The organism is Flagellimonas crocea, assembly GCF_033441595.1.
Classification (GTDB): Bacteria; Bacteroidota; Bacteroidia; order Flavobacteriales; family Flavobacteriaceae; genus Flagellimonas; species Flagellimonas crocea.
In genome coordinates this window covers 748,437-771,498 of sequence record NZ_JAUZVX010000001.1, presented here as the reverse complement: position 1 = coordinate 771,498, position 23,062 = coordinate 748,437, and the positions used below count along the sequence as shown (strand labels likewise).

General features: G+C 42.8%; 24 protein-coding genes. 10 read left to right on the top strand and 14 right to left on the bottom strand.

The features are described 5' to 3' along the window. Nucleotides 1-45 precede the first annotated feature (45 nt). From recN to SD449_RS03525, 7 genes are all read left to right on the top strand, one after another. Nucleotides 46-1,698, top strand: a complete 1,653-nt coding sequence (recN, locus tag SD449_RS03555; protein WP_318308788.1) for a DNA repair protein RecN — start codon at nt 46-48, stop codon at nt 1,696-1,698. Nucleotides 1,699-1,771: 73 nt separating this feature from the next. After that, nucleotides 1,772-2,584, top strand: coding sequence for an enoyl-ACP reductase FabI (locus SD449_RS03550; RefSeq protein WP_318308787.1), 813 nt, complete (start codon nt 1,772-1,774; stop codon nt 2,582-2,584). Nucleotides 2,585-2,639: 55 nt separating this feature from the next. Beyond that, nucleotides 2,640-3,647 carry a glycosyltransferase gene (locus SD449_RS03545; protein WP_318309190.1) on the top strand — a complete coding sequence of 336 codons (1,008 nt, stop codon included), beginning with the start codon at nt 2,640-2,642 and terminating at the stop codon, nt 3,645-3,647. A gap of 3 nt (nt 3,648-3,650) precedes the next feature. Further along, nucleotides 3,651-4,607 (top strand): CdaR family protein, encoded by a 957-nt coding sequence (locus tag SD449_RS03540; RefSeq protein ID WP_318308785.1) that lies wholly within the window; start codon nt 3,651-3,653, stop codon nt 4,605-4,607. Continuing rightward, entirely contained in the window at nt 4,604-5,197 is a 594-nt protein-coding gene (coaE, locus tag SD449_RS03535) for a dephospho-CoA kinase (protein ID WP_318308783.1), read from the top strand. The genes SD449_RS03540 and coaE overlap by 4 nt, the downstream gene beginning before the upstream one ends. A 64-nt stretch (nt 5,198-5,261) precedes the next feature. Further along, on the top strand, nt 5,262-6,845 hold the full coding sequence (locus SD449_RS03530) for a sensor histidine kinase (RefSeq protein ID WP_318308781.1): 1,584 nt from the start codon (nt 5,262-5,264) through the stop codon (nt 6,843-6,845). Between the two features lie 8 nt (nt 6,846-6,853). Further along, nucleotides 6,854-7,570, top strand: a complete 717-nt coding sequence (locus SD449_RS03525) for a response regulator transcription factor (protein WP_166248288.1) — start codon at nt 6,854-6,856, stop codon at nt 7,568-7,570. Nucleotides 7,571-7,637: 67 nt separating this feature from the next. On the opposite strand, the gene SD449_RS03520 is transcribed toward SD449_RS03525, so the two are convergent. The 8 genes from SD449_RS03520 to SD449_RS03485 all read right to left on the bottom strand — a co-directional run bounded on the left by SD449_RS03520 (nt 7,638) and on the right by SD449_RS03485 (nt 15,226). Continuing rightward, nucleotides 7,638-8,129, bottom strand: coding sequence for a gluconokinase (locus tag SD449_RS03520; protein ID WP_318308778.1), 492 nt, complete (start codon nt 8,127-8,129; stop codon nt 7,638-7,640). Continuing rightward, a complete protein-coding gene (gene miaA / locus SD449_RS03515) occupies nt 8,122-9,045 on the bottom strand; it encodes a tRNA (adenosine(37)-N6)-dimethylallyltransferase MiaA (protein ID WP_318308776.1) in 924 nt (307 codons plus the stop codon). The genes SD449_RS03520 and miaA overlap by 8 nt, the downstream gene beginning before the upstream one ends. Next, nucleotides 9,042-9,890, bottom strand: a complete 849-nt coding sequence (locus tag SD449_RS03510) for an ion transporter (RefSeq protein WP_318308774.1) — start codon at nt 9,888-9,890, stop codon at nt 9,042-9,044. The genes miaA and SD449_RS03510 overlap by 4 nt, the downstream gene beginning before the upstream one ends. Before the next feature lie 3 nt (nt 9,891-9,893). Further along, nucleotides 9,894-11,225: an exonuclease domain-containing protein gene (locus SD449_RS03505; RefSeq protein ID WP_318308772.1), complete on the bottom strand. Its 1,332-nt coding sequence runs from the start codon at nt 11,223-11,225 to the stop codon at nt 9,894-9,896. Nucleotides 11,226-11,238: 13 nt separating this feature from the next. Next, complete coding sequence (locus tag SD449_RS03500) at nt 11,239-11,898, bottom strand: YggS family pyridoxal phosphate-dependent enzyme (protein WP_318308771.1); 660 nt, start codon at nt 11,896-11,898, stop codon at nt 11,239-11,241. Between the two features lie 6 nt (nt 11,899-11,904). Beyond that, nucleotides 11,905-13,140, bottom strand: a complete 1,236-nt coding sequence (locus SD449_RS03495) for a DUF1015 domain-containing protein (RefSeq protein ID WP_318308769.1) — start codon at nt 13,138-13,140, stop codon at nt 11,905-11,907. A gap of 179 nt (nt 13,141-13,319) precedes the next feature. After that, nucleotides 13,320-14,207 (bottom strand): 3-hydroxyacyl-CoA dehydrogenase family protein, encoded by an 888-nt coding sequence (locus tag SD449_RS03490; protein ID WP_318308767.1) that lies wholly within the window; start codon nt 14,205-14,207, stop codon nt 13,320-13,322. Between the two features lie 53 nt (nt 14,208-14,260). Next, entirely contained in the window at nt 14,261-15,226 is a 966-nt protein-coding gene (locus tag SD449_RS03485) for a Gfo/Idh/MocA family protein (protein WP_207033334.1), read from the bottom strand. A gap of 113 nt (nt 15,227-15,339) precedes the next feature. Between SD449_RS03485 and SD449_RS03480 the strand changes: the two genes are divergently transcribed. Beyond that, nucleotides 15,340-15,981, top strand: coding sequence for a protein-L-isoaspartate(D-aspartate) O-methyltransferase (locus SD449_RS03480; protein ID WP_318308764.1), 642 nt, complete (start codon nt 15,340-15,342; stop codon nt 15,979-15,981). Here SD449_RS03480 and smpB read toward each other — a convergent pair. Continuing rightward, entirely contained in the window at nt 15,978-16,439 is a 462-nt protein-coding gene (gene smpB / locus SD449_RS03475; RefSeq protein ID WP_318308762.1) for an SsrA-binding protein SmpB, read from the bottom strand. The genes SD449_RS03480 and smpB overlap by 4 nt on opposite strands. An 80-nt stretch (nt 16,440-16,519) precedes the next feature. On the opposite strand from smpB, the gene SD449_RS03470 reads away from it, so the two are divergent. Next, nucleotides 16,520-17,257 (top strand): DUF6503 family protein, encoded by a 738-nt coding sequence (locus SD449_RS03470; protein ID WP_318308761.1) that lies wholly within the window; start codon nt 16,520-16,522, stop codon nt 17,255-17,257. Between the two features lies 1 nt (nt 17,258). On the opposite strand, the gene SD449_RS03465 is transcribed toward SD449_RS03470, so the two are convergent. Then, nucleotides 17,259-17,783, bottom strand: coding sequence for a SixA phosphatase family protein (locus SD449_RS03465; protein ID WP_318308760.1), 525 nt, complete (start codon nt 17,781-17,783; stop codon nt 17,259-17,261). Between the two features lie 71 nt (nt 17,784-17,854). Here SD449_RS03465 and SD449_RS03460 point away from each other — a divergent pair, with 71 nt between their 5' ends. After that, entirely contained in the window at nt 17,855-19,258 is a 1,404-nt protein-coding gene (locus SD449_RS03460) for a PorP/SprF family type IX secretion system membrane protein (protein WP_318308759.1), read from the top strand. Between the two features lie 130 nt (nt 19,259-19,388). Here SD449_RS03460 and SD449_RS03455 read toward each other — a convergent pair whose 3' ends face one another. The 4 genes from SD449_RS03455 to SD449_RS03440 form a co-directional block, all read right to left on the bottom strand. Next, nucleotides 19,389-19,985 carry a TetR/AcrR family transcriptional regulator gene (locus SD449_RS03455; protein ID WP_318308757.1) on the bottom strand — a complete coding sequence of 199 codons (597 nt, stop codon included), beginning with the start codon at nt 19,983-19,985 and terminating at the stop codon, nt 19,389-19,391. A 118-nt stretch (nt 19,986-20,103) separates the two neighbouring features. Beyond that, entirely contained in the window at nt 20,104-21,168 is a 1,065-nt protein-coding gene (locus SD449_RS03450) for a dipeptidase (protein ID WP_318308755.1), read from the bottom strand. A gap of 8 nt (nt 21,169-21,176) precedes the next feature. Beyond that, nucleotides 21,177-21,641: a RidA family protein gene (locus SD449_RS03445; RefSeq protein ID WP_318308753.1), complete on the bottom strand. Its 465-nt coding sequence runs from the start codon at nt 21,639-21,641 to the stop codon at nt 21,177-21,179. 11 nt (nt 21,642-21,652) lie between these two features. After that, nucleotides 21,653-22,966, bottom strand: a complete 1,314-nt coding sequence (locus SD449_RS03440; protein ID WP_318308752.1) for a gluconate:H+ symporter — start codon at nt 22,964-22,966, stop codon at nt 21,653-21,655. Between the last annotated feature and the right edge of the window lie 96 nt (nt 22,967-23,062).

The following is a 23,062-nucleotide window of genomic DNA, read 5'->3' as shown; positions in this document are numbered from 1 at the left end:
GCAGTTCTCCAAAGAGGTTTATCTTTACGGGTAAAATCTTCAGTATTGCTAGTAAATCTATCCATTCAAAATTATGCACTGATCGATGACGTGAGCGTGTCTTTTTCTGACGGGTTCACCACCATCACAGGAGAAACCGGCGCTGGAAAGTCGATACTTTTGGGAGGTCTTTCCATGGTATTGGGAAAACGTGCCGACCTATCATCTTTGAAGAACACGGAACAAAAATGTGTGATAGAGGCAGAGTTTGATGTGTCCAAATACCAGCTCCAGACATTTTTTGAAGAAAACGATTTGGATTACGAACAGACCACCATACTACGTCGAGAAATACTGCCAGGTGGCAAATCAAGGGCTTTCGTAAACGATTCCCCCGTTACTTTGGATGTGATGCGGGCATTGGGCGACCAACTGGTGGATGTGCACTCCCAGCACCAGACCATGCAACTTACGGACAATGATTTTCAGATGAAAGTACTGGATGCCTTGGCCGATAATTCCAAAAACCTTTTAGGCTATACAGAGGAGCTTGAAAAGCTGAGGACGGCCTCCAAAGAGCTTCAAAAGTTGGAAGATTTTCAGGCCGATGCCGATAAGGAACACGACTACAACAGTTTTTTGCTAAAGGAGCTGGAAGATGCAAAGCTCAAGCAAGGCGTGCAGGAGGAACTGGAGGAGGAGTACGAACAGCTGAGCAATGTAGAGCAGATTATAGAACAGCTGTCCGCAGGGCACCAGTTGTTGAACGATGAACAATTGGGCATAGTTGGCAGGCTCACGGATTTAAAAAGGGCGTTCCACGGCTTGACTGATTTTGGTGCTGATTATAAGTCGTTGAGCGATAGAATTCAATCCGTTCTTATTGAAACTGATGATATAGCCTCGGAACTTGAGCAGTTAAAGGATACTGTTGAAGCGAACCCAGAGCGTTTGGAAGTAGTGAACGGCCGATTGCAGCAACTGTACGATCTTCAGAAAAAACACCATACCGATTCTGTTGAAGATTTGATCGCCATCCGTGAGGAATTGAATGAAAAAGTGGATGCCGTGGCCAATATTGAATCCAAGATCAAGGAGAAAAGGGGAGAAGTGGAATCCATTACCAAACAGGTGGATATTTGGGCCAAAAAAATCAGTGATGGAAGAAAGGCCGTCATCCCAAAATTGAGCGAAAGGCTTCAGTCCAGCCTATCATCTTTGGGGATGCCTTCGGCTACTTTTAAAATAGAGGTAAATCCATCCAAAGCATTCAAAACCAATGGAAAAGATGACTTGGCCTTCTTGTTTTCGGCAAACAAGGGGTCAAACTATGGCGAGCTTAAAAAAGTGGCATCGGGCGGGGAACTTTCCCGAATTATGCTCACCATAAAATCCATTTTGGCGGAATACGAAAACCTTCCTACCATGATGTTCGACGAAATTGACACAGGGGTATCGGGAGAAATCTCCAATAAAATGGGTGAAATAATGCAGCAAATGAGCGGAAACATGCAAGTGTTCAGCATCACCCATTTACCGCAGGTTGCCTCCAAGGGACGGTATCAATTCAAGGTGTATAAGGAAGAAGGTGCGGAAGGTACCAGTACCCACATCAAACAATTGAACACGGACGAACGTATTCGGGAGCTGGCCGAAATGTTGGGCGGCAAGTCTTTGTCGGAGTCTGCTTTGGCGCACGCCAAGGAGCTGTTGCAATAAAACCAAGAAGCGGCTTCCCAAACTTCAATTAGTTTAAATATCTTTGTCACACAATCAACAATTGCAATAAATTATGGCATACAATCTTTTAAAAGGTAAAAAAGGAATCATTTTTGGTGCTTTGGATGCGAATTCCATCGCTTGGAAAACTGCAGAACGTGTTCATGAAGAGGGTGGAGAGTTTGTGCTCACCAATGCGCCCATTGCCATGCGCATGGGCCAGATAAAGGAACTGGCAGAGAAAACCAATTCGGAAATTATTCCAGCAGATGCCACTAACGAGGAGGACCTGAAAAACTTGGTGGAAAAGTCCATGGAGATTTTGGGTGGAAAACTGGACTTTGTCCTGCACTCTATCGGAATGTCCGTAAACGTTAGAAAAGGAAGACTGTACACGGATGAAAACTATGATTTTACCGCTAAGGGATGGGATGTTTCCGCACTTTCCTTTCACAAAGTGATGCAATCGCTATATAAGGCGGAGGCCATGAACGAGTGGGGGAGCATTGTTGCACTGACCTATATGGCAGCCCAAAGAACCTTTCCCGATTATAACGATATGGCCGACAACAAGGCTTATTTGGAGTCCGTTGCCCGAAGTTTTGGCTATTTCTTTGGAAAAGAACACAAAGTAAGGGTGAATACCATATCCCAGTCACCGACACCAACAACTGCGGGGCAAGGAGTAAAAGGATTTGACGGATTTATCAATTATGCGGAAAAAATGTCCCCTTTGGGCAATGCTACTGCAGATGACTGTGCCAACTATACCGTATCGCTTTTCTCCGATTTAACGAAAAAAGTAACGATGCAAAACCTTTTCCATGATGGAGGATTCTCCAACACGGGCGTTAGCCAAGAAGTAATCGATGAATTTTCCGAGTAAAACCAAATAAATATAGGGGAGGCCACTCTTTTTAGGGGTGGCTTTTCTATTTGTGATGCATACTTTTTTCTCCATAGTGGTTCCGGTATATAATAGGCCGGAAGAAGTGAGGGAGCTGCTGGAAAGTCTACAAAGACAGGATTTTCAGCAAAACTTTGAGGTCGTCCTTGTGGAAGATGGTTCTTCTGAAAGCTCCGAGGAGGTTGTAAAAAAGTTTCGGGAAAACCTCAAGATTTCTTATTTCTATAAAGAAAATTCAGGCCCTGGCGACTCCAGGAACTACGGGATGCAAAAGGCCAAAGGCAATTATTTTATCATTTTGGACTCCGACTGTATACTTCCCCCACAATATCTCTCCGAAGTGGACAAGGAGCTACAAAAGGAGTTTGTACATTGCTTTGGAGGCCCGGATGCTGCGGACACTTCCTTTACCACGGTTCAAAAGGCCATCAATTATGTGATGACCTCGTTTTTGACCACTGGTGGCATTCGTGGAGGAGAAAAGGCGGTCGGCAAGTTTCAGCCCCGAAGTTTTAATATGGGTATTTCCAGAGAGGCATTCGAGAGAGCTGGCGGGTTTGGAAGAATCCACCCCGGAGAGGACCCGGACCTTACCTTTAGAATCTGGAAGGCCGGATTCGATACCAGATTGTTTCCAAAGGCTTTTGTTTACCATAAAAGAAGGATAGATTGGCAAAAGTTCTACATACAGGTGAATAAATTTGGCATGGTACGCCCAATTTTGAACAAATGGCATCCTGGAACGGCAAAACCTACCTATTGGTTCCCAACGTTGTTCATGTTGGGACTTTGTGCAGCGCTTGTTCTGGCCGTGGTGGGGCTTTGGCTCCCGTTGATGCTCTATGTGTTTTACTTTTCCATTCTGTTTTTGGATGCATTGATCAAGAATAAAAACCTCAAGGTCGCTATTTTATCGATCTATGCCGCTTTGACACAGTTTACGGGATATGGAATTGGTTTTTTCAAGTCCACAATGTTGCTTAACTTTAGTAAGGAAGAACCAGAGAAACTTTTTCCAAAATTATTTTTCAAGAAAAAATAGCGCGTGTTCAAAAAGATATTGATAGGGCTCAACAAGAAGAAAGTAAAAATATTTTTACTCTTTTTGCTATGCTCTTTTCTGGCATGGTTCATCAGTAATCTTTCCGAAACCTACGAGTCCAGGGCATATTTCACCCTTAATTATCGTAACCTGCCGGATTCGTTATTGTTGGGAAAAAATTCGGATGAGCTTATCGAGGTCAAATTAAGGACCAGTGGCTTTCAGTTTTTATATTATAAAATCTTTAAGCATCGCGTCGATATTGATGTTTCCCAGGCGGAATATCGTAATGGCGGATATGTGATGAGCGATGACGTGCTAAAAAGACAGATGGACCAGCAACTATCCCAGAATATTTCACTTTTGGATTTGGACAGACCTTTGTTGAAGGTAGACCTGTATCAAGTCGACTCAAAAAAAATACCCGTCCGTCCCAATTTGGACCTAAAACTTGAGCAAAATTATATTTTGGACGGAAAAGTCCAGGTCTCGCCTGATTCCATTCAGGTTAAAGGCCCCAAGGCAGAAATTGATACCATAACGGTAATAAAAACTTCTCGGATACAGTTGTCGAACATCAACAGTGATTTTTCCAATGAGGTCTCTTTGGTTTTTCCAAAAGGATTGGACAATACCATTTTTTCAGTGGGAAAGGCCACCGTTTTTGGTAAAGTTTCCAAATTTTCCGAAAAGGTATTCGAGGTGCCGATACAAGTGCTCAATGTGCCCGAAGGTTACCAGATTAGAACCTTTCCCAATTCAGTGACCATATTTTGCAAGGCCACGATAGAACGTTTGAAGGAAATATCCGTTTCCGATTTTGAGGTAGTTGCGGATTATGGTCAATTGGATGGCTCGGAAAGCAGCTCTTTGTTTTTGGAGGTCAGGGAGAGACCGCAAAAGGTATATGATGTAAAACTGGAGGAGAATACGGTTAATTTTGTTTTGGAACAGCAATGATGATAGTAGGTCTTACAGGGGGTATTGGCAGTGGAAAAAGCACGGTGGCCTCCATGTTTTCAGAGCTTGGTGTTCCAGTGTACAATTCCGATTTCGAAGCAAAAAAACTGATGTCATCCTCCAAAGAGGTAAAATCGGCCATAATCGAATTGCTTGGGACGGAGGCCTATACCAAAGATGTTTTGAACAGGTCCTATATTGCAGAAAAGGTTTTCAATAACCCACCTTTACTTGAAAAACTCAATGCCATAGTGCATCCAGCGGTCCGGGAACACTTCTTGGATTGGGCGGCGCATCAGGATTCGCCTTATGTAATCCAAGAAACGGCATTGATTTTTGAAAACAATGCCCAGAATACATATGATTGTACTATTTTAGTAACAGCACCCACCAAAACACGCATACAAAGGGTCATGGACAGGGATGGCGTTGAAAGGCACGCCGTTGTCGACCGCATGAAAAACCAACTGGAGGATGGAGAAAAGTTGGATTTAGCAGATTATTCCATCAAAAACCTAGATTTGGACAAAACCAAAAAAAAGGTTAAAGAACTACACCTCAAACTATTAGCGATGTCATCTAAATTTTAACATTTATGTTAAGTTTTGGTTAAACGCTCAAATTACTAAATGTTAAATTTTTAATTTTACACCAATGAACAAGAAGCTATTCGTTCTTCTGGTTGTTCTTATGAGCTTATCCCTTTTAGGGATAATTTTTGTGCAGGTTTATTGGATTAGAACGTCCATAAACGATAAGGAAGAACAATTCTCGAGGACAGTCACGGACATATTGGACAAAGTGGCGAACAGGGTGGAGAAGCGTGAGATGAAGGAATATTCCGATCGTTTGGCTTCTCTGGCGGATAGTATAGGCGAACCTAAAAGCACCCAATACAAGAATTTTTTGTTCGTGGACCGTGATTTGAATTCTGATGAGATTCTTTTTTATTCCCATGGAATTCTGGAAGAAGATTATAATATAACCTCGGCGTTCTTTGATATCAATACTGGTGGTGAGGATACTACCACTATTAAAAATTTTACAAGTAAGCGCACCAAAGCCGTTTTCAAGGAAGAGTATGGTCTGGATGGAAAGAGCTACAGTCTTACGCCCATACAAAGAGCTGAAAAAATTGGTGGGTTGAGCAGTATTGACAAAGCTGCTTGGGAGGACGTTTTTATGGAAGCTGCCAAAACAAGGCCCATTCATAAAAGGGTGACCAAGCAAGAGTTGGAACTGCTCCTAAGCCAAGAGCTCAATAATCGGAACATAGATATTGAATACGAGTACGGGGTGTACAGTCAAGGATATCCTACCAAGGTAAGATCTAGAAAATTTAAGTTTTCTGGCTCCAAAATCTATAAGGCACCCATATTCAAGGACAGTGAAGGTTCATCCAACTTTTCATTGTTGCTTACATTCCCCAGCATGAAACGGTACATTTTCAGCTCTGTGATGGGAATGGCATTGCTTTCGTTGGTATTTACTTTGGTCATCATGCTGACATATTCCAGCGCCATTTATCAGTTGATCAAACAAAAACGTATTTCTGAGATCAAATCGGATTTCATCAACAATATGACGCACGAGTTCAAAACACCGATTGCGACCATTAACTTGGCGGTAGAGGCCATTCGAAATCCAAAATCGTTTGACGATAAAGAAAAGGTGCTGCGCTATTTGGGCATGATTCGTGATGAAAATAAACGTATGCACGCCCAAGTGGAAAACGTTTTGAGGATATCCAAGCTAGAGAAGAATCAATTGGATATCAGTAAGGACAGGGTAAATATGCATGACCTTATCATAGATGCGATCACTCATATAGAACTGATCGTACAAGATAGGGGAGGCTATGTAAATGCCCATTTGGATGCTGAACGGTCAGAGGTGTTGGCCAACGAGATGCACATGACCAATGTTGTGGTCAACATTTTGGACAACGCCGTGAAATATTCCCCGGAGACCCCTAAAATTGATGTTTTCACCGAAGTGGCGAAAAACAGCATCATAATAAAAATACAGGACCAAGGTGCAGGCATGAGCAAAGCCGTCCTGAAAAAAGTATTCGAAAAATTTTACCGGGAACATACCGGCGACATACATAACGTTAAGGGTCATGGTTTAGGTTTGGCCTACGTAAAACGCATTATTGATGATCATCAAGGCGAAGTATATGCAGAAAGTGAAAAAGGAAAAGGAAGTACTTTCTTCATAAAACTACCTTTAATTTAAAGCAAACTATGGAAACAGAGAAAAAGAAGATACTATTGGTGGAGGACGACCCAAATTTTGGTATAGTCCTGAAAGATTATCTGACCATGAACGATTTTGATGTGGTTCTGGCCAAAAATGGAATGGAAGGTTTCGAGAAGTTCAAAAAGGACAATTATGATGTCTGTATTTTGGATGTTATGATGCCTTACAAGGATGGGTTTACCTTGGCAAAGGAAATCCGTGAAAAGAATGAGAACGTTCCTATCATCTTTCTGACCGCCAAAACAATGAAAGAAGATGTGCTCAAAGGATATAAGGCCGGTGCAGATGATTATTTGAACAAACCTTTTGATTCCGAAGTGCTTTTGATGAAACTAAAAGCAATCCTTCAAAGAAAAGCATCAGGCTCATTGGCGGACAGCAAACAATTTGAATTTGAAATAGGAAACTTCCATTTAAATTCAAAACTACGTTTCTTGAAATACAAAGAAGAAGAGCCCATTAAACTATCCCCCAAAGAGAATGAGTTGCTTAGATTGTTGGCCTTGCACGAGAACGATTTGATGCCAAGGGAACTAGCATTGACCAAAATCTGGAGGGACGATAACTATTTTACTTCCCGAAGTATGGACGTGTACATTGCCAAATTGAGAAAATATCTTAAAAAAGACGATTTGGTCGAAATCCTTAACATCCACGGAGAAGGATTCCGATTGGTAGTGAAGGCAGAGAATGAGCAATAATAATTTTGTTATAAAAAGAAAAGCCACCTTTTTGGTGGCTTTTTTTATATCATATTTTGCCCGCCCTCTATAGTTGCTTAATAATCTCTTGAACAATGTTATTGGGAGTTTCTTCAATTGAAACTATGATTGCCTTGGAGGGAGGCTCCAAGGTATCGAACTGCGATTTTAAAAGATGTACGGGCATAAAATGCTCCTTTCTCTTATCAAGCCTCGATTGTATCAATTCGAAAGAACCTTTTAAATAAACAAAGCCCATGCAGCTGCCCATTCCGGCACGCAGTAGGCTCCTGTAATTTTTTTTTAGGGCAGAACACGCGATTATGGCTCCATTCTCCCGATGTTCAATGGCCAGTTTGTTTAGGGTGATGAGCCACTCCTTACGATCTTGATCGTTCAAAGGCTGGCCCGAACTCATTTTTTTTACATTGGCTTCAGGATGAAAATCATCACCATCAAAAAAGGGTCTGGATAGTTTTTCCGATAGTAGCTTTCCGATTCTTGATTTACCGGAACCACTGACTCCCATGACCACGAGAACAGTCTTACCGTTAGGCATAAAGGTTGGTTTTAAGTTGGTTTGTTACCATTTGCAGCATCTCTTTTGGTTCAGCATTGTACGGCACCCACAAAATGGCATCATTTTTTCGCAGCCAAGTCAGTTGCCGTTTTGCAAATCGTCTTGTGTTCTTTTTGATTTCCGAAATGGCAAATTCCAAAGTGCAATTCCCCTCAATATATTCAAAAAGTTCTTTGTAACCAACTGTTTGGAGCGCATTGAGGTCTCGGTGGCCATAAAGTTTTTGTGCCTCTTCCAGAAGGCCAGCTTCCATCATGAGGTCAACACGTGTGTTAATTCGCTCGTAAATGACCTTTCTAGGCGCATCCAGTCCAATATAAAATGATTTGAAAGGTCTTTCTGCTTTTGGCCGGTTCAAGAACGATGAGTAGGGTTTGCCCGATGCATGGCATACCTCCAACGCCCTTATGAGCCTGTGTGGGTTTTCTAAATCCACGCTTTTGTAATATTCTGGGTCTTTTTGTTTTAATTCTTTTTGAAGACTTTGTAAGCCTTCATCTTCCAATCGTCGGTTTAATTTGGAGCGTATCTCGGAATCAACCTCTGGGAATTCATCAAGGCCAGATATGACAGCGTCTACATAAAGTCCGCTACCGCCGACCATAACCACCACATCTTTTTTTTGGAACAAATCCTCGAGCAGGGAAATTGCTTCCTTCTCAAAGTCACCCACAGAATAAGGTTCAAAAATACTTTTGTGTTGAATAAAATGATGGGGTGCTTGTTCCAGCTCCTCTTTTGATGGAACAGCGGTCCCAATTTCCATTTCCTTGAAAAACTGTCTGGAATCTGCGGAAACAATCTCTGTGTTGAAGTGTTTCGCCAGTTGGATTCCCAAAGCGGTCTTTCCAATGCCCGTGGGGCCAACCACTGCAAGTAATACTTTTTCGCTCATAATGGATGTCCACAATTATAACAATGGGTGGCGTCATCCCTATGTCCTTCAACCGAGCAGCTGGGACAGGCTTGCGTATTTACATGAACCAGAAAGCCATCATCATCACTTGTATTGTCTTTCGTGTTTTTGGTGAATTCTGCTGTAACAATGCCTGTGGGCACTGCAATTATTCCATAACCCAAAACCATGATCACCGTTGCCAAAAATTGTCCTAAATTGGTCTGGGGAGCAATGTCTCCATAGCCGACTGTGGTGAGTGTAACAATGGTCCAATAGATACTTTTGGGAATACTTGTAAACCCAGAATCATCTCCTTCCACGATGTACATTAATGTGCCCATGATAACGGATAGAATCAAAACCACATAAATGAACACTGCAATTTTGGCACGACTTGCCCTTAACGCCGATTGAAGCTGCGAAGCTTCGCCCATGAACTTGACGAGCTTTAATATTCTGAAAATCCGTAGCAACCGAAAGGCCCTTACGGCCAACAAAACTTGGGAGCCTGCCAGAATATAGGAAAGGTAAAGAGGTATTGTGGACAGGAAGTCGATGATGCCATAGAAGCTAAAAACGTATTTCAATGGTTTTTTAATGCTGATTAGGCGTGCAATGTACTCTAACGTGAAAAAGATGGTGACCACCCATTCGAGGGTCAATAGTTCACTATGATAACGCGCATCAAACTCATCAATGCTCTCCAACATCACCAAAATAACACTGATGATAATCAATATGAACAGAAGAATATCAAAAGACTTGCCTGCTGGTGTATCGGCCTCATAAATGACTTCATGAAGCTTGCTTTTCCATTTGGCTTGTGGTTTGAATTCTTTCAATGATCAAGAAGTTAGTGGTATGGTTTTGAGTCGGTTGTTTTTTCTTAAAAAAGTTTCTATGATGAAGGTCGTATTTTCATCGCTCCGCATCGGGGTCATTATGGATTCTAAGATATGAATATTATTGATTTGATGGTTGAGTTCCACAAATCCAAACCCTTGGAGTCTACCATTTTTTATTAAAATAAAACTTCGCTCCCCAACATGTCTGCCCTGATCGGTCAGGGCCACGTTTTTATCCTGGATGCTGTACTTTTCAAACGCGGACAGTACTTTTTCGTTACATTCCAAAGCACCTGGAGCATTAATTGCCTTCTGGCATTTATTGTCCGTTTCCAATGAGGCCGGGCAGAAATCAAACTCTTCGGAAACCTTTTTTACAAAGCTTCGCGCCGATTCGATTCCATTAAAGGCCAACTTTTTATGTTCGAGCGACCGGTTCTTTTCCGGCGCCAACATGATATGCTCGGTTGCGTTTTGACTAAAATCTATGGTGTGCGTAAAGAGTTTTCCTTTGGAAACGTGATTGTATCTGGGTCTGTTCTTTTTCTGTTCCAAATACGCCTTTAAAATGGCAATGAGTTCGCTTCCTGTTTTTTCGTAGGTAACTTTCTTGGTTTCCTTTTGAAGTTTGCGCGCGACCTTCCCCACATTGGTAAAATGTTGGTTCACCCGCTTTTTAATGTCCTTGGTCTTCCCTATAAAGATGATCTGTCCATCTTTGTCGTGCATGTAGTAGACCCCAGTTTCCGATGGCAGGTCAAAGACCATATCCAACTGGGTGGGGGAAAGTTCCCCGTGGGTCTCTTCGCGGATGACCTCGGTAATGATTTTCTTGTCCGAATCCTTGTCCAATAATAATTTGAAAAGCTTCAAGGTGGCAAGTGCATCACCATTGGCACGGTGCCTATCGCTCATCGGTATGCCGAGCGAACGGGCCAATTTTCCCAAGCTGTGCGACTCCGCGTCAGGGATAAGCTGCTTGGAAAGGTCTACCGTACAAAGTGTCTTGCGCTGAAAATCGTACCCCAAACGCCGAAACTCGGTTCTCAGGATTCTATAATCAAACTGGGCATTGTGCGCCACTAAAACGGCATCTTCGGTAATTTCTACAATTCGTTTGGCCACTTCGTGAAACTTGGGTGCCGAACGTAACATTTTATTGTTGATGCCCGTGAGTTTGGCCACAAAAGGCTGTATTTCCCGTTCGGGATTGACTAAACAAATGAATTTGTCGACCACCTGGTGCCCATCAAACCTGTGGATGGCAATTTCGGTGATGCCTTCCTCATTGTATTTTCCTCCCGTGCTTTCAATGTCAAGTATCGCGTACATGGAAAATTACTGGTTATGAATAGTTTCTAGCTCCAAATATACTGCTTCCAATTCGTACCATGTTGCTGCCTTCCTCAATGGCAATCTGGTAATCTCCGCTCATTCCCATGGAAAGTATGGTGATATCGTCCAATTTTGTTTTAAGGTTCTCGAACATGGATTTGAGCTGGGCGAACTCTTTTCGTACCTGGTTTTCGTCATCCGTAAAAGTGGCCATGCCCATCAAACCGACAATTTTTATGTTTTCCATCGCCTTAAATGCATCAGACTCGATAAGTTTCTCCAATTCTGCTTTATCCAGACCAAATTTGGTGTCCTCCTCGGCAATATGGATTTGTAGCAAACATGGGATCACACGATTGTACTTTTTTGCCTGCTTGTTGATTTCTTTTAATAATCGAGGGCTGTCGACCCCATGAATCAAAGAAACAAATTCGGCCATGTATTTGACCTTGTTCCGTTGTACGTGGCCGATCATATGCCAATCGATGTCCTTGGGCAAATCTTCCCATTTCTGGACCATCTCCTGAACTTTGTTCTCTCCAAATACGCGTTGCCCCGCTTCGTAGGCCTCTAAAATATCCTCGTTGGGTTTGGTTTTGGAAACGGCGACCAGAGTAACTCTCTCGGGGAGCTCTGATTTTATTTGATTGAGATTATCTTTTATGGACATAGTTTTCTATAATTCATAAATAGCCAGCCCGCTACGGAGCTTAGGCTCAATATACGTGCTTTTTGGGGGCATTACCAAACCTGCGTCGGCAATTGCCTTGATTTCTTCAACTGTTGTAGGAACCAAACTGAAACCTACCGCATAACTTCCCGAATCTACTAAATCCTTCATTTTGATCAGGTTGTTTTTGCCATAACCGTAGCAAATCCGCTTATCGTTCCTGAGGTCTGTGATGCCCAAAATAGGCTCTAAAATGGTTTTGTACAGGATTTGTGTGTCCAATTTGCTCAACGCATCGGTAAACTCATGATTGGTTTTCCTAAAATGCAGCGTATAGAATTCTCCTTCCAAATACATACTGAATTCATGCTTTTTGGATGGTTTGCACAGTCCGTCCTCCCTTTTTTCTATTCTGAAATGCTCGTCCAGTTGGATCAGAAACTCCTTTTTTGAGTAGCCGTTCAAATCTTTGACCATTCGATTGAACTCAGAAATCCGCATTTGCGATTCAGGAATCAGGTAGGCCATAAAATAGTTATAGGCCTCTTCACCTGTGTGATTCTCATTTTCGGACTTCTTTACATCGGCCAACAAACTGGAGGATGCACTACGGTGGTGTCCATCCGCGATATAAAGCGCGTTGAGTTCGCCAAACGCCTTTTCCAGTTTCTCAATCCCTTCGGGATACGAGATTTTCCAAAGTTTGTGGTTCACTCTGTCCGTAGTGGTAAAATCGTATTCGGGTGTCCGTTCGATTTTACGCTGAAAGATTTCATCCACCGTTTTATTATCCTCATAGGTCATTAAAACGGGCTCCGCATTAAAGCCAACGGTGTGCAGGTAGTCGGCAAAAAGCTCTTCGCGATCTTGAATGGTGTCCTCGTGTTTTTTGATGAAATTCCTCCTGTAATCATCCACACTGCAGGCGCAAAAGAATCCCAGGCTCTTAAAATCATCTTTTTCAATTTGATATAAATAAAAGCTGGGCTCCTCATCTTTCTGAAAAATGTTCTCCTCCAAAAATTCCAAATATCGATTGTGAACCAAACCAAACCGTTCTTTACCTTTGATAGTCTTTTCAAACTTGAAACCTGGGTTGATGATGTGCAAAAACGAGAACGGGTTATATTGCAATATCGCTTTCAGCTCCTCTTTGGAATATTCTTCGTAGGAGCGCGATGCTACAAAAAAAGCTTTGTCCTTTGTGGGGCGAATGGCCTTAAAAGGTTTTACAATGGCCATGAAATTCGTTATCTGGTTAGAAGGGATGGTTGCCCTTATGATTAATTATTGCTACTTAAATTTAGAACACTTAGTGTCTTTTGTCATTTCGAACATAGTGAGAAATCTCATTATAGATTTAAAGTTAAAAGATTCCTCGTCGCATGCTTTGTCGGAATGACGACCACGTCCTTTGAATCCTATTTGAATTGTGCGGAAACGTTTTCCGCTTTTCTGGATTCGGAATAATCGTAAAAACCTTCGCCCGATTTCACGCCCAATTTACCTGCCATAACCATATTGACGAGTAGGGGGCACGGAGCGTATTTAGGGTTTTTGAATCCATCGTACATCACATTTAAAATGGAAAGGCATACATCCAACCCAATAAAATCGGCCAATTGGAGCGGACCCATGGGGTGTGCCATGCCCAATTTCATTACGGTATCGATTTCTTCAACGCCAGCAACGCCATTGTACAAGGTTTCTATGGATTCGTTGATCATCGGCATCAAAATACGATTGGCCACAAATCCTGGGTAATCGTTTACCTCGGTCGGGGTTTTCCCCAATTTTTTGGAAAGCCCCATGATGGTTTCCGTGACCTCGTCCGATGTGCTGTACCCACGAATGATCTCCACCAACTTCATGATGGGTACGGGGTTCATAAAGTGCATTCCAATCACTTTTTCGGGACGATTGGTGGCGGCTCCAATCTGCGTGATAGAAATAGAGGAGGTATTGGTGGCCAAAATGGCTTCTGCTTTGCAGACTTCGTCCAAGTCCTTGAAAATCTTCAGTTTGATGTCCAAGTTCTCTGTTGCGGCTTCAACCACTAAATCTGAATCAGAAACACCTTCTTCAAGGTTGGTATAGGTGGTAATATTGGACAACGTAGCTTCCTTTTTGGCCCCATCAATGACTTCTTTGGAAATCATTCGGTCTAAATTCTTGGTAATGGTCGCCATTCCTTTGTCCAAAGAGGCCTGAGAAATATCCACTAGATTTACTTTATATCCGTTTTGGGCAAAAACATGGGCAATTCCGTTACCCATGGTTCCAGCACCGATTACTGCTATTTGTTCCATAGTATAGTATTTAAAACTGTTGTCAGTTCGAAAAAATTAGAGAAGGACAACGATTATTGATCAAAAGATTCTATTATCTGAAGGGCCACGCGTAGGGCGTTGGTGCCTTGTTCCAAACTTACGATTGGGGTAGTATCGTTGTTGATGGCATCTGCAAAGGTTTCCAACTCGTCCAAAATGGCGTTGTTGACGTCTATTTCAGGGTTTTCAAAATAGATCTGCTTTTTCTCGCCTTCCGCATTTTGAAGGATCATATCAAAATCCCCAGGCTTTTCTGGAGCGTCCTTCATCTTTACCACTTCCACTTTTTTCTCCAAGAAATCCACCGAGATATAGGCATCACGCTGAAAGAAGCGGGACTTTCGCATATTTTTCAAAGAGATTCTGCTGGCGGTAAGGTTGGCCACGCAACCATTTTTGAACTGTATGCGCGCGTTGGCGATATCTGGAGACTGACTTATCACGGAGACCCCGCTCGCATTGATTTTATCCACTTCCGAAGGAACAACGCTCAATATGGCATCGATGTCGTGTATCATCAAATCCAAGACCACGGGTACATCGGTTCCGCGGGGATTAAATTCCGCCAGACGATGCGTTTCGATGAACATGGGGTTCTCAATTTTGTTCTTTACCGCCAAAAATGCAGGGTTAAAGCGCTCCACATGTCCAACTTGGCCTTTTACACCATGTTTTTTGGACAATTCCAATAATTGCTCCGCTTCTTCCAGCGTATTGGTAATGGGTTTTTCTATGAAGATGTGTTTGCCTTTTTCGATGGCCTTTTTGGCACAATCAAAATGGGACAAGGTGGGTGTTACAATGTCGACAACGTCCACGGCATCCATCAAATTGTTGATGTTATCGTAGTGGGTGTATCCAAATTCTGCCGCTACTTTTTTTGCATTGATCTCATCAGGATCGTAGAATCCAACGAGTTCGTATTTATCCGATTGGTTTAAGAGCCTTAGGTGTATTTTTCCTAAATGTCCTGCTCCCAGGACACCAACTTTTAGCATAATACCTGTTTTCGTCAAAAATACGGATATGAGGGCAGTTTCCATAAAAAATTGTAGTATACTGCGGTGATATTTTTGGGAACTTTTTAAATTCGTGCACCAGACCAGAGACCATGAAGGATACGCTAAAACATAGGGGAATGCGCAACAACTTGGCAGAAATAGTCGCTGCCAAGGGTGTTACGGACAAAAAGGTGCTCGAAGCCATTAAAACCATACCAAGACATTTGTTTCTGGATAGTGGTTTTGAAGACCATGCCTATCAGGATAAGGCGTTCCCAATAGGTGCCGACCAGACCATTTCGCAGCCCTATACCGTGGCTTTTCAAACAGAATTGTTGGAGGTGAAGCCCAATGCCAAAATTTTGGAGATTGGGACGGGCAGTGGCTATCAAACAGCAGTTTTATTGCATTTACGGGCCAAGGTGTACACCATTGAACGGCAATTGGAACTGTTCAAAACAACCCGATTGTTCTTCAATAAAATGCATTATCGCCCAAAAAAAATGATTTTTGGTGACGGTTACAAAGGATTGCCCGAAGAGGCTCCATTTGATGGTATTATCGTGACGGCTGGCGCACCCGAAGTACCCAGAGCGCTAATGTCCCAATTAAAAGTAGGGGGAAAGTTGGTAATTCCCGTAGGGGTGGATGAACAAATCATGACGTTGTTCGTACGAAAGTCCGAAAAGGAATTTGAAAAGAAGGAATTCGGTTCGTTCCGTTTTGTTCCCTTGTTGGAAGACAAGAACTAGTTGTTGAAACTTTTTTTGATTCGGTCCAAGTTCCGTTTGCTATCACGGCTTTTAATGGTTTCCCGTTTGTCGTACAACTTTTTACCCTTGGCCAGGCCAATGTTCATTTTGGCGATACCTCTATCATTTATAAAAACCTTCAGGGGGACAATGGTGAGCCCTGTGGTGGCCACTTCTTTATGGAGCTTTTTTAGTTCCCGCTTGTTCAGTAACAATTTACGTACTGCCTTTGGAGCATGATTGAAGTGACTTGCGTGGCTGTATTCATCAATCTGCATGTTGACGACGAACAGTTCCCCTTTGTCATTAAACTCACAAAAACTTTGGGAAATGGAAGCCTTGCCCTCTCGGAGTGATTTTATTTCGGTACCACCTAAAACAATACCTGCCATATAGGTGTCCAAAATTTCGTAATCGAATCGGGCCCTTCTATTTTTTATGTTGATATTTTTCTGCATCGTGGACAAAAATATAAACTCTTTGCCAAGAATATTGTAATGTTACACTAGATTTTACGAATAACTACTAAAACCAACTCATGAAAAGAATTTTAATCCCCCTGATGCTTGTCTTTGTCATCTCATGCAAGCAAGAACCCAAAAAAGAATTGACAGTGCAGCAAATCGTGGATAATTCCATTACCGATAGCGGAGGAAAACGTTTTGACGATCATAAAGTGACTTTTGATTTTAGGGACAAAGGATATGTTTCTGAAAATATGGATGGGCAACGTGTGTATAAACGAATCTCAGATTTGGACTCCACTACCATTATTGATGTGAAACGAGGAGACGATTTTGAACGTTATATGAACGATTCCTTGGTGATGGTCCACGATACCATGGCGGTGAAATACGCCAACTCCATCAATTCGGTGCATTATTTTGTGCGGTTGCCCTATGGATTGAACGATGCAGCCGTCAACAAAGAACTTTTGGGCAAGGAGACTATCAAAAACAAAGAATATTACAAAGTAAAGGTAACGTTTGACCAACAGGGCGGTGGTGACGATTTTGAGGACACTTATTTGTATTGGTTTGATATAGAATCATTTAAACCTGATTATTTAGCGTATGACTTTCATGTGAACGGAGGTGGGCAACGTTTCAGAAAAGCGTATAACGAACGCTACGTAAATGGTATCCGATTTGTGGATTATGAAAACTATAAGCCCAAAAAAGATGGCACTGACATCTTAGAGATTGGTCAATTGTATGACAAAGGAGAATTGGAGCTCTTGAGCAAAATTGAGCTCAAAAATATTGTAGTGGAATAATTTAGTCCATTTTTAAGCGGATATCCGTGGGGACTCCATCAATGATCCTGACAATAAAAAGACTGCTGTTGTCCGTATCGTCCATTGGACTGTACTTTTCCATGTCGATCATTTTGTTCACCAACATGGGCGTGGTATTGCTGTGTCCAACGACCAACACATTTTTGCCTTCATTGGTTGCCTTAAACTCTTCAATGTCGAGAGAATTTGGGTCGTAGTAAACAATGTCGATATCTTTTTTTATGGATGTTGGTGCAGCGGTCATTGAAGTGCGCTCGTAATTGGTAGAGTATACCATATCCAAAGGAATCGGGTCAAAAACCTCTGCCCAGCGTATAGCTCTGTCCAGTCCATTTTGGTTGAGTTCCGGATCTGGATTTTCGGGGTCCGTCCTGTCCTTTTCGGCATGTCGGATAAAATAGAAGGTGGAAACAATGGGATATTCCCCAATTTTCGTATCTTTTTTGCAGCCGATACTTCCAAGGAGTAAAACTGCAAGGGCAATTAAAGGTTTGATGGTTCGCATAGTTCTATTCAAAGTTCCCGTGTATTTTTGTTAATCAGTTTAAAAGTAACGTTTAATTTTCATTTTCTCGTATGCCAAAGTTTTTGGTTTTTTTCTGTGGATTAGCAATTTGCACATGGGGCATGGCCCAAGAATCCGTATTGCCGTCCGATTTCAGGCAGCATTCGTTGACACAATATAATGCAAGTTTGTTCAATCCCACATACGCTTTGGATTGGAACAATCCGAACTCCCTATCGGTATGGACACGTTGGCAATGGCAAACTATTGATGGGGACCCGACGACCATTTTTGCCAATTATACGCATCAATTCAATACTTCATCGGGGGCATCAATCGGATTTTTACAGCACAATACGGGCATATTTTTGTTTACAGGGGGCAATTTGAATTTTTCCCAAAGCTTTGAACTTGATGAGGGAATCAAGTTGATGGCGGGCTTGAATACATTCGTCTATCAACAAACAGTGGCGGATGAGCAATATGTTCCAGATGATCAGCTGGACCCCATTGCATTGGAGGATTTGGAGGGGCTTAAGGTTCAATTTTCCCCCGGGCTGCGGTTGTTGATAGATAGATTCAGTGCTGGGATAGCTTTTGAAAATGCCATCGGATTCAATATTTCAGGAAACGATAGCGGCAGTGTGGGCAACTTTCAGAGCATTACGGGTACATTGAGCAATGATTTTCCGGTTGAACTTTCCCCAGGTCTTGGCGCGAGCTATATTCGCCCGTTACTCTATGTCAAAACGGTGCCCAATGCCGATACCCAATTTGGACTAAACGGATTGTTCTCCACTTCAAAGTTCTGGGTGCAGGGCGGTTATAATAGTTTTTATGGCCCGTCAGGGGGTTTAGGTGTTACCATTGCGAATTCTTTTTCTATTGGAGGGCTGATGGAATTTGGAACCGATAGTTCCTTGAGCGAGGAAGAACCCTCCATAGAAATATTGGCCTCCTATCATTTTGGAAAAACAAAACCGAAGAAAAAGAAGATTGAAGAATCGAATACGCTTGAAGAAGAGGTCGAGAGACAAAGATTGGAGCAGGAACAAAGGGAGCTTGAAGCCAGAAAACGGATAGAACGAGAGAAGGATTCCTTGGCAGAGGTACAACGCCTCAAAGAGCAAATGGAACTACAAAGAAAGAAGGATAGTATTGAGCGCCTACAAAATCAGACAGTAGAGGTGAAGCCCAATGAAAGATATGAGGAAGTTGAAAATGAGGACGGTCTGGAACCTGGCTTTTATCTGATTGCCAATGTGTACGGTACCAAAAAGTACTTCGACAATTTCATGAGGACACTTCGTGAAAAAGGTATGGAACCGAAATCTTTTTATAGGAGCTTGAACAAGTATAATTATGTGTATCTGGAAAGATACGATACCATGGATGAGGCCAGAAAAGCCCGAGACAGTAAGTTTTTTGGCAAGTATGCGGATACAACGTGGATATTTAGGGTGAAGGGCAATTGATTCTTAGGGTATAATGTCATTTCTAATCTGGTGAGAAATCTCTTCTCAAATTCAATGATGGGAGACTCCTCGTCGCTTCACTCTGTCGGAATGACAAACGGTTTAAATTTTAAAAGCTGGATAGGGTGCTTTACTTTTTCAGCTCCTGCTTTACCAAAAACTCCAGATACGTAATGGTGTTGACCAAATACTTTCGGTCTTGGGTCATGGTGCTCATGGCCACCGCACCCTGAACCATGGTAAACAGTTGCTTTGCAAATTGTAGCGGGGGGACGGGAAGTTTAATTTCGTTCTGTTTGGCGCCGTTTTCCAAGATAAGGGCAATTTTTCCTTCAATATCCTTAATGGTTTCTTTTACGGCCGCGGCCAAAAGCTTGTTGTTGCCCTGGGCATCCACTCCCACGTTCAACAGTGGGCATCCACCCATGGGAAGGGTAAAAACGTCGTACTGCTTGTAAAAATTCAATAGGGAATACAACCTGGCCAACGCTTCGGTTCCAGTGCTAAGTTTATCATCAACTGCTTGCAACAACATGTTCCGATTGTGTTCAAAAGCCGATAGCGCCAGTGCCTCTTTATTTTCAAAATTGCCATATATGGCCCCTTTGGTAAGCCCTGTGGCCTCGGTAAGGTCGCTCATGCTTGTACCTATATAGCCGTGCTTATTGAATATGGGCGCTACGGTTTCAATAATATAAGCGGTGGTTCGTTCTGCTTTCTTGGACATGGGATAGGTTGCTGTTGGTCGAAACTAAGATATAAAAAATCAAATACTGTTTGGTATTTAAGCCGCCGAAAGCCTATATTTTAACATGTTTCTGGCTTTTTTGTGGTTAGCTTATTGTCTAAGACCAAACTTTTTTAAGAAAGTTGATGAAATTCTGGTTCATAATTTTTTCAATATCCAAGCTTGTGTAACCTCTCTTCGTCAATAGATCTGGAATTTTTTGAAGGTCGGCAATCGTGTCCAGGTCATATGGGCTCTGTTCTTTCCCGAAGGCACCGTCCAGGTCGGTTCCAATACCAACATGGTCGGTATTCCCTGCCAACTGGCATATGTGATCTATATTATCCACCGCGATTTCTAAGGTTACGTTCATTTCTTTTGGAGTGGACTTACCACGTACCCAATTCGGAACCATCATCCAGGCATCCAATGCAACGCCGATTACAGCGTCCCTGCTAATAAGCTCTTTGATCTGTTCATCGGAAAACTGGCGATTATGGTCCACCAATTCTCTGCAATTATTGTGGCTGGCCCAAACAGGTCCATTGTAGACATCCATGGTTTCCCAAAAGCTTTTATCGCAAAGGTGGGTGGCATCCAAGATAATATTGAGTTCCTCCACTTTTTTGAGCAAATCTTTTCCTTTTTGACCTATTCCTCCCACCGAATCGGTGCCATGAGCGTAAATCCCAGGACCGTAATGAGCTGGACCGATAGCTCTGAGGCCTGATTCGTAGGATTTTTCCAAATAGCTCAAATCTACGATGGAGTCCGCCCCTTCCAAACTTAAAATATATCCGATAGGTTTTTTCGGTGCATCGCTCTTCCAGAGTTTGAGGTGGGATTCCAAGCCTTCAATGTCCCTGATTTGAACCATTTCACCTGCCGCTTCCATGGTTTTGTACCATGCCAGTTGCCCTTGCGTCTGAGCCCAAGCTTGATGCTGTGAATGCCAACCAGGTAAGGAACTACCTTTTTTTACAAAACGTGCAATTTGGGTGGCCATGCAGAGGCCAATGTTGCCTTTTCGCATAGCGGGCAAGGAAACGGTATTCTTGCCACGGTCTGGTTTGTCCGTCATTCCCTGTTCACGTTCACGTATTTCGGCAACTGGAAGGGTAAGGTCCCTGTTCCATTCCATTGCGTTCATGGAAAGGTCGAGATGGGCATCAAATATAAACATGAGGGGTATTATTGGTGAAGTTCAAAAATAGCTTCAATTTCTACGGCAATATTTCCTGGAAGCATCATACCGACCGCACTTCGCGCTCCGATTCCGTTCTCTTCTCCAAAAATATCGGCCATCAATTCACTAAAACCATTGATCACGTAGGGTTGTTTGCCAAAGTCGGGGGTGCAATTCACCATGCCCAATACTTTTACCATTCTTTTGATTTTGTCCAAGCTTCCAAAGTGTGTCGTAATCGTGGATAGCATGGTCAATCCCACCTGACGAGCCGCCAGTTTGGCCTGATCTTCATCAAGGTCGTCCCCAGCACGCCCAGTTATTAGGGAGCCATCCAAATTAACGGGCCCTTGACCCGATACGTACAGAAAATTACCGACCACTAAAACAGGTCGATACACGCCCGCAGGTGGCGGGGCAGGAGGTAATTGGAGGTTCAATGCCTCCATTCTTTTTGATGGTGATTCCATGAGTTTTATTGTTAGATTATACTATTGATGGCCAAAACGCCCAAGAGTCCCATAATGCCCACCAAGGTTTCCATAACGGTCCAAGTGGAAAGGGTTTCTTTCACTGATAGGTTAAAATATTCCTTGAACATCCAGAAGCCTGTATCGTTGACGTGGGAAAGCATTAAACTTCCTGAGCCGATGGCCAAAACCATTAACTCTGGACTTGTTCCCGTGCCCGAAGCCAGCGGAAGTACAATGCCTGCGGCAGTAAGTCCTGCAACGGTGGCCGACCCTACACTAACGCGTATGGCGGTGGCAATGAGCCAGGCCAGTACCAAAGGTGAAATACTGGAACCTTTTAAGCTATCGGCAATATATTCGCTTACTTGACTGTCTATCAAAACTTCCTTTAATGCCCCAGCTCCAGCAATGATCAAAAGAATCATGGTGATACTGGAAACGGAAGTGGACAGGGAATCCATAATGGTGCTCATTTCCTTGCCCTTGGCCAGCCCAAGTGAGTAGATGGCAATAAGTACCGAAATCAGCAAAGCTATCACGGGATTACCTATAAAGGTGAGTATATTTCTGATTACGCCTTCTTCCAAAAATTGCTCGGCAGCAATACCGACGCCGATAAAGATGATTGGGGACAGGGCGGTTAAAATACTTGTTGCGGTCGATGGCAACTGTTCCTGGGGTATGGGCTCGGCATTGTAAAACTCTTTTAATGGTTTTGCCTCAATTTTTTTTATGGTACGGGCAAACAAGGGTCCCGCTACTATTATTGCTGGTACGGCAACGATAAGGCCGTACATCAATGTTTTGCCAATATCCGCATTGAACATGGCGGCAATGGCCGTTGGAGCGGGGTGGGGAGGAAGGTAGCCATGCGTTACAGATAAAGAGGTAAGCATGGGCAATCCCACATAAAGCAAGGGCAATCCCGTTGAAAAAGCTACGGTAAAGACCAGAGGTATCAAAATAACGAAGCCTACCGAATAGAACATCGGGATACCTACAATAAAACCAGTGACCACCATGGCCCATTGCACGTGTTTCACGCCAAATTTGTTGACCAATTGCGTGGTAATCTGTTGAGCGGCGCCGCTATCAGCCACCAATTTTCCCAACATGGCCCCGAGCCCTAGAATAAGTACCAGAAAGCCCAATGTGTTTCCTATTCCCCGTTGAATGGATTGCACCAAATTTGCCAGTTCCATCCCTTGGAAAATACCAACGAACAGGCAAACGATGATAAAGGACAGAAATGCATTGAGTTTAAATTTTGCGATAAGCAAGAAGAGCAGTAAAATACCTAGGACGGCAATGATCAGTGGCATATTTAGGATATGGTTTTGAGCTAAAATAAGGATTTAAATGTAATGGCATTCAAAAGTTGTAGATTTCTAAAATTTTGACAATAAAATATGATATAA

Coding starts and splice junctions, on each gene's coding strand:
- SD449_RS03550 (WP_318308787.1), top strand. CDS start 1,772: ATGGCATACAATCTTTTAAAAGGTAAAAAAGGAATCATTTTTGGTGCT.
- SD449_RS03545 (WP_318309190.1), top strand. CDS start 2,640: ATGCATACTTTTTTCTCCATAGTGGTTCCGGTATATAATAGGCCGGAA.
- coaE (WP_318308783.1), top strand. CDS start 4,604: ATGATGATAGTAGGTCTTACAGGGGGTATTGGCAGTGGAAAAAGCACG.
- SD449_RS03530 (WP_318308781.1), top strand. CDS start 5,262: ATGAACAAGAAGCTATTCGTTCTTCTGGTTGTTCTTATGAGCTTATCC.
- SD449_RS03525 (WP_166248288.1), top strand. CDS start 6,854: ATGGAAACAGAGAAAAAGAAGATACTATTGGTGGAGGACGACCCAAAT.
- SD449_RS03520 (WP_318308778.1), bottom strand. CDS start 8,129: ATGCCTAACGGTAAGACTGTTCTCGTGGTCATGGGAGTCAGTGGTTCC.
- miaA (WP_318308776.1), bottom strand. CDS start 9,045: ATGAGCGAAAAAGTATTACTTGCAGTGGTTGGCCCCACGGGCATTGGA.
- SD449_RS03505 (WP_318308772.1), bottom strand. CDS start 11,225: ATGTACGCGATACTTGACATTGAAAGCACGGGAGGAAAATACAATGAG.
- SD449_RS03500 (WP_318308771.1), bottom strand. CDS start 11,898: ATGTCCATAAAAGATAATCTCAATCAAATAAAATCAGAGCTCCCCGAG.
- SD449_RS03495 (WP_318308769.1), bottom strand. CDS start 13,140: ATGGCCATTGTAAAACCTTTTAAGGCCATTCGCCCCACAAAGGACAAA.
- SD449_RS03490 (WP_318308767.1), bottom strand. CDS start 14,207: ATGGAACAAATAGCAGTAATCGGTGCTGGAACCATGGGTAACGGAATT.
- SD449_RS03485 (WP_207033334.1), bottom strand. CDS start 15,226: ATGCTAAAAGTTGGTGTCCTGGGAGCAGGACATTTAGGAAAAATACAC.
- SD449_RS03480 (WP_318308764.1), top strand. CDS start 15,340: ATGAAGGATACGCTAAAACATAGGGGAATGCGCAACAACTTGGCAGAA.
- smpB (WP_318308762.1), bottom strand. CDS start 16,439: ATGCAGAAAAATATCAACATAAAAAATAGAAGGGCCCGATTCGATTAC.
- SD449_RS03470 (WP_318308761.1), top strand. CDS start 16,520: ATGAAAAGAATTTTAATCCCCCTGATGCTTGTCTTTGTCATCTCATGC.
- SD449_RS03465 (WP_318308760.1), bottom strand. CDS start 17,783: ATGCGAACCATCAAACCTTTAATTGCCCTTGCAGTTTTACTCCTTGGA.
- SD449_RS03460 (WP_318308759.1), top strand. CDS start 17,855: ATGCCAAAGTTTTTGGTTTTTTTCTGTGGATTAGCAATTTGCACATGG.
- SD449_RS03455 (WP_318308757.1), bottom strand. CDS start 19,985: ATGTCCAAGAAAGCAGAACGAACCACCGCTTATATTATTGAAACCGTA.
- SD449_RS03450 (WP_318308755.1), bottom strand. CDS start 21,168: ATGTTTATATTTGATGCCCATCTCGACCTTTCCATGAACGCAATGGAA.
- SD449_RS03445 (WP_318308753.1), bottom strand. CDS start 21,641: ATGGAATCACCATCAAAAAGAATGGAGGCATTGAACCTCCAATTACCT.
- SD449_RS03440 (WP_318308752.1), bottom strand. CDS start 22,966: ATGCCACTGATCATTGCCGTCCTAGGTATTTTACTGCTCTTCTTGCTT.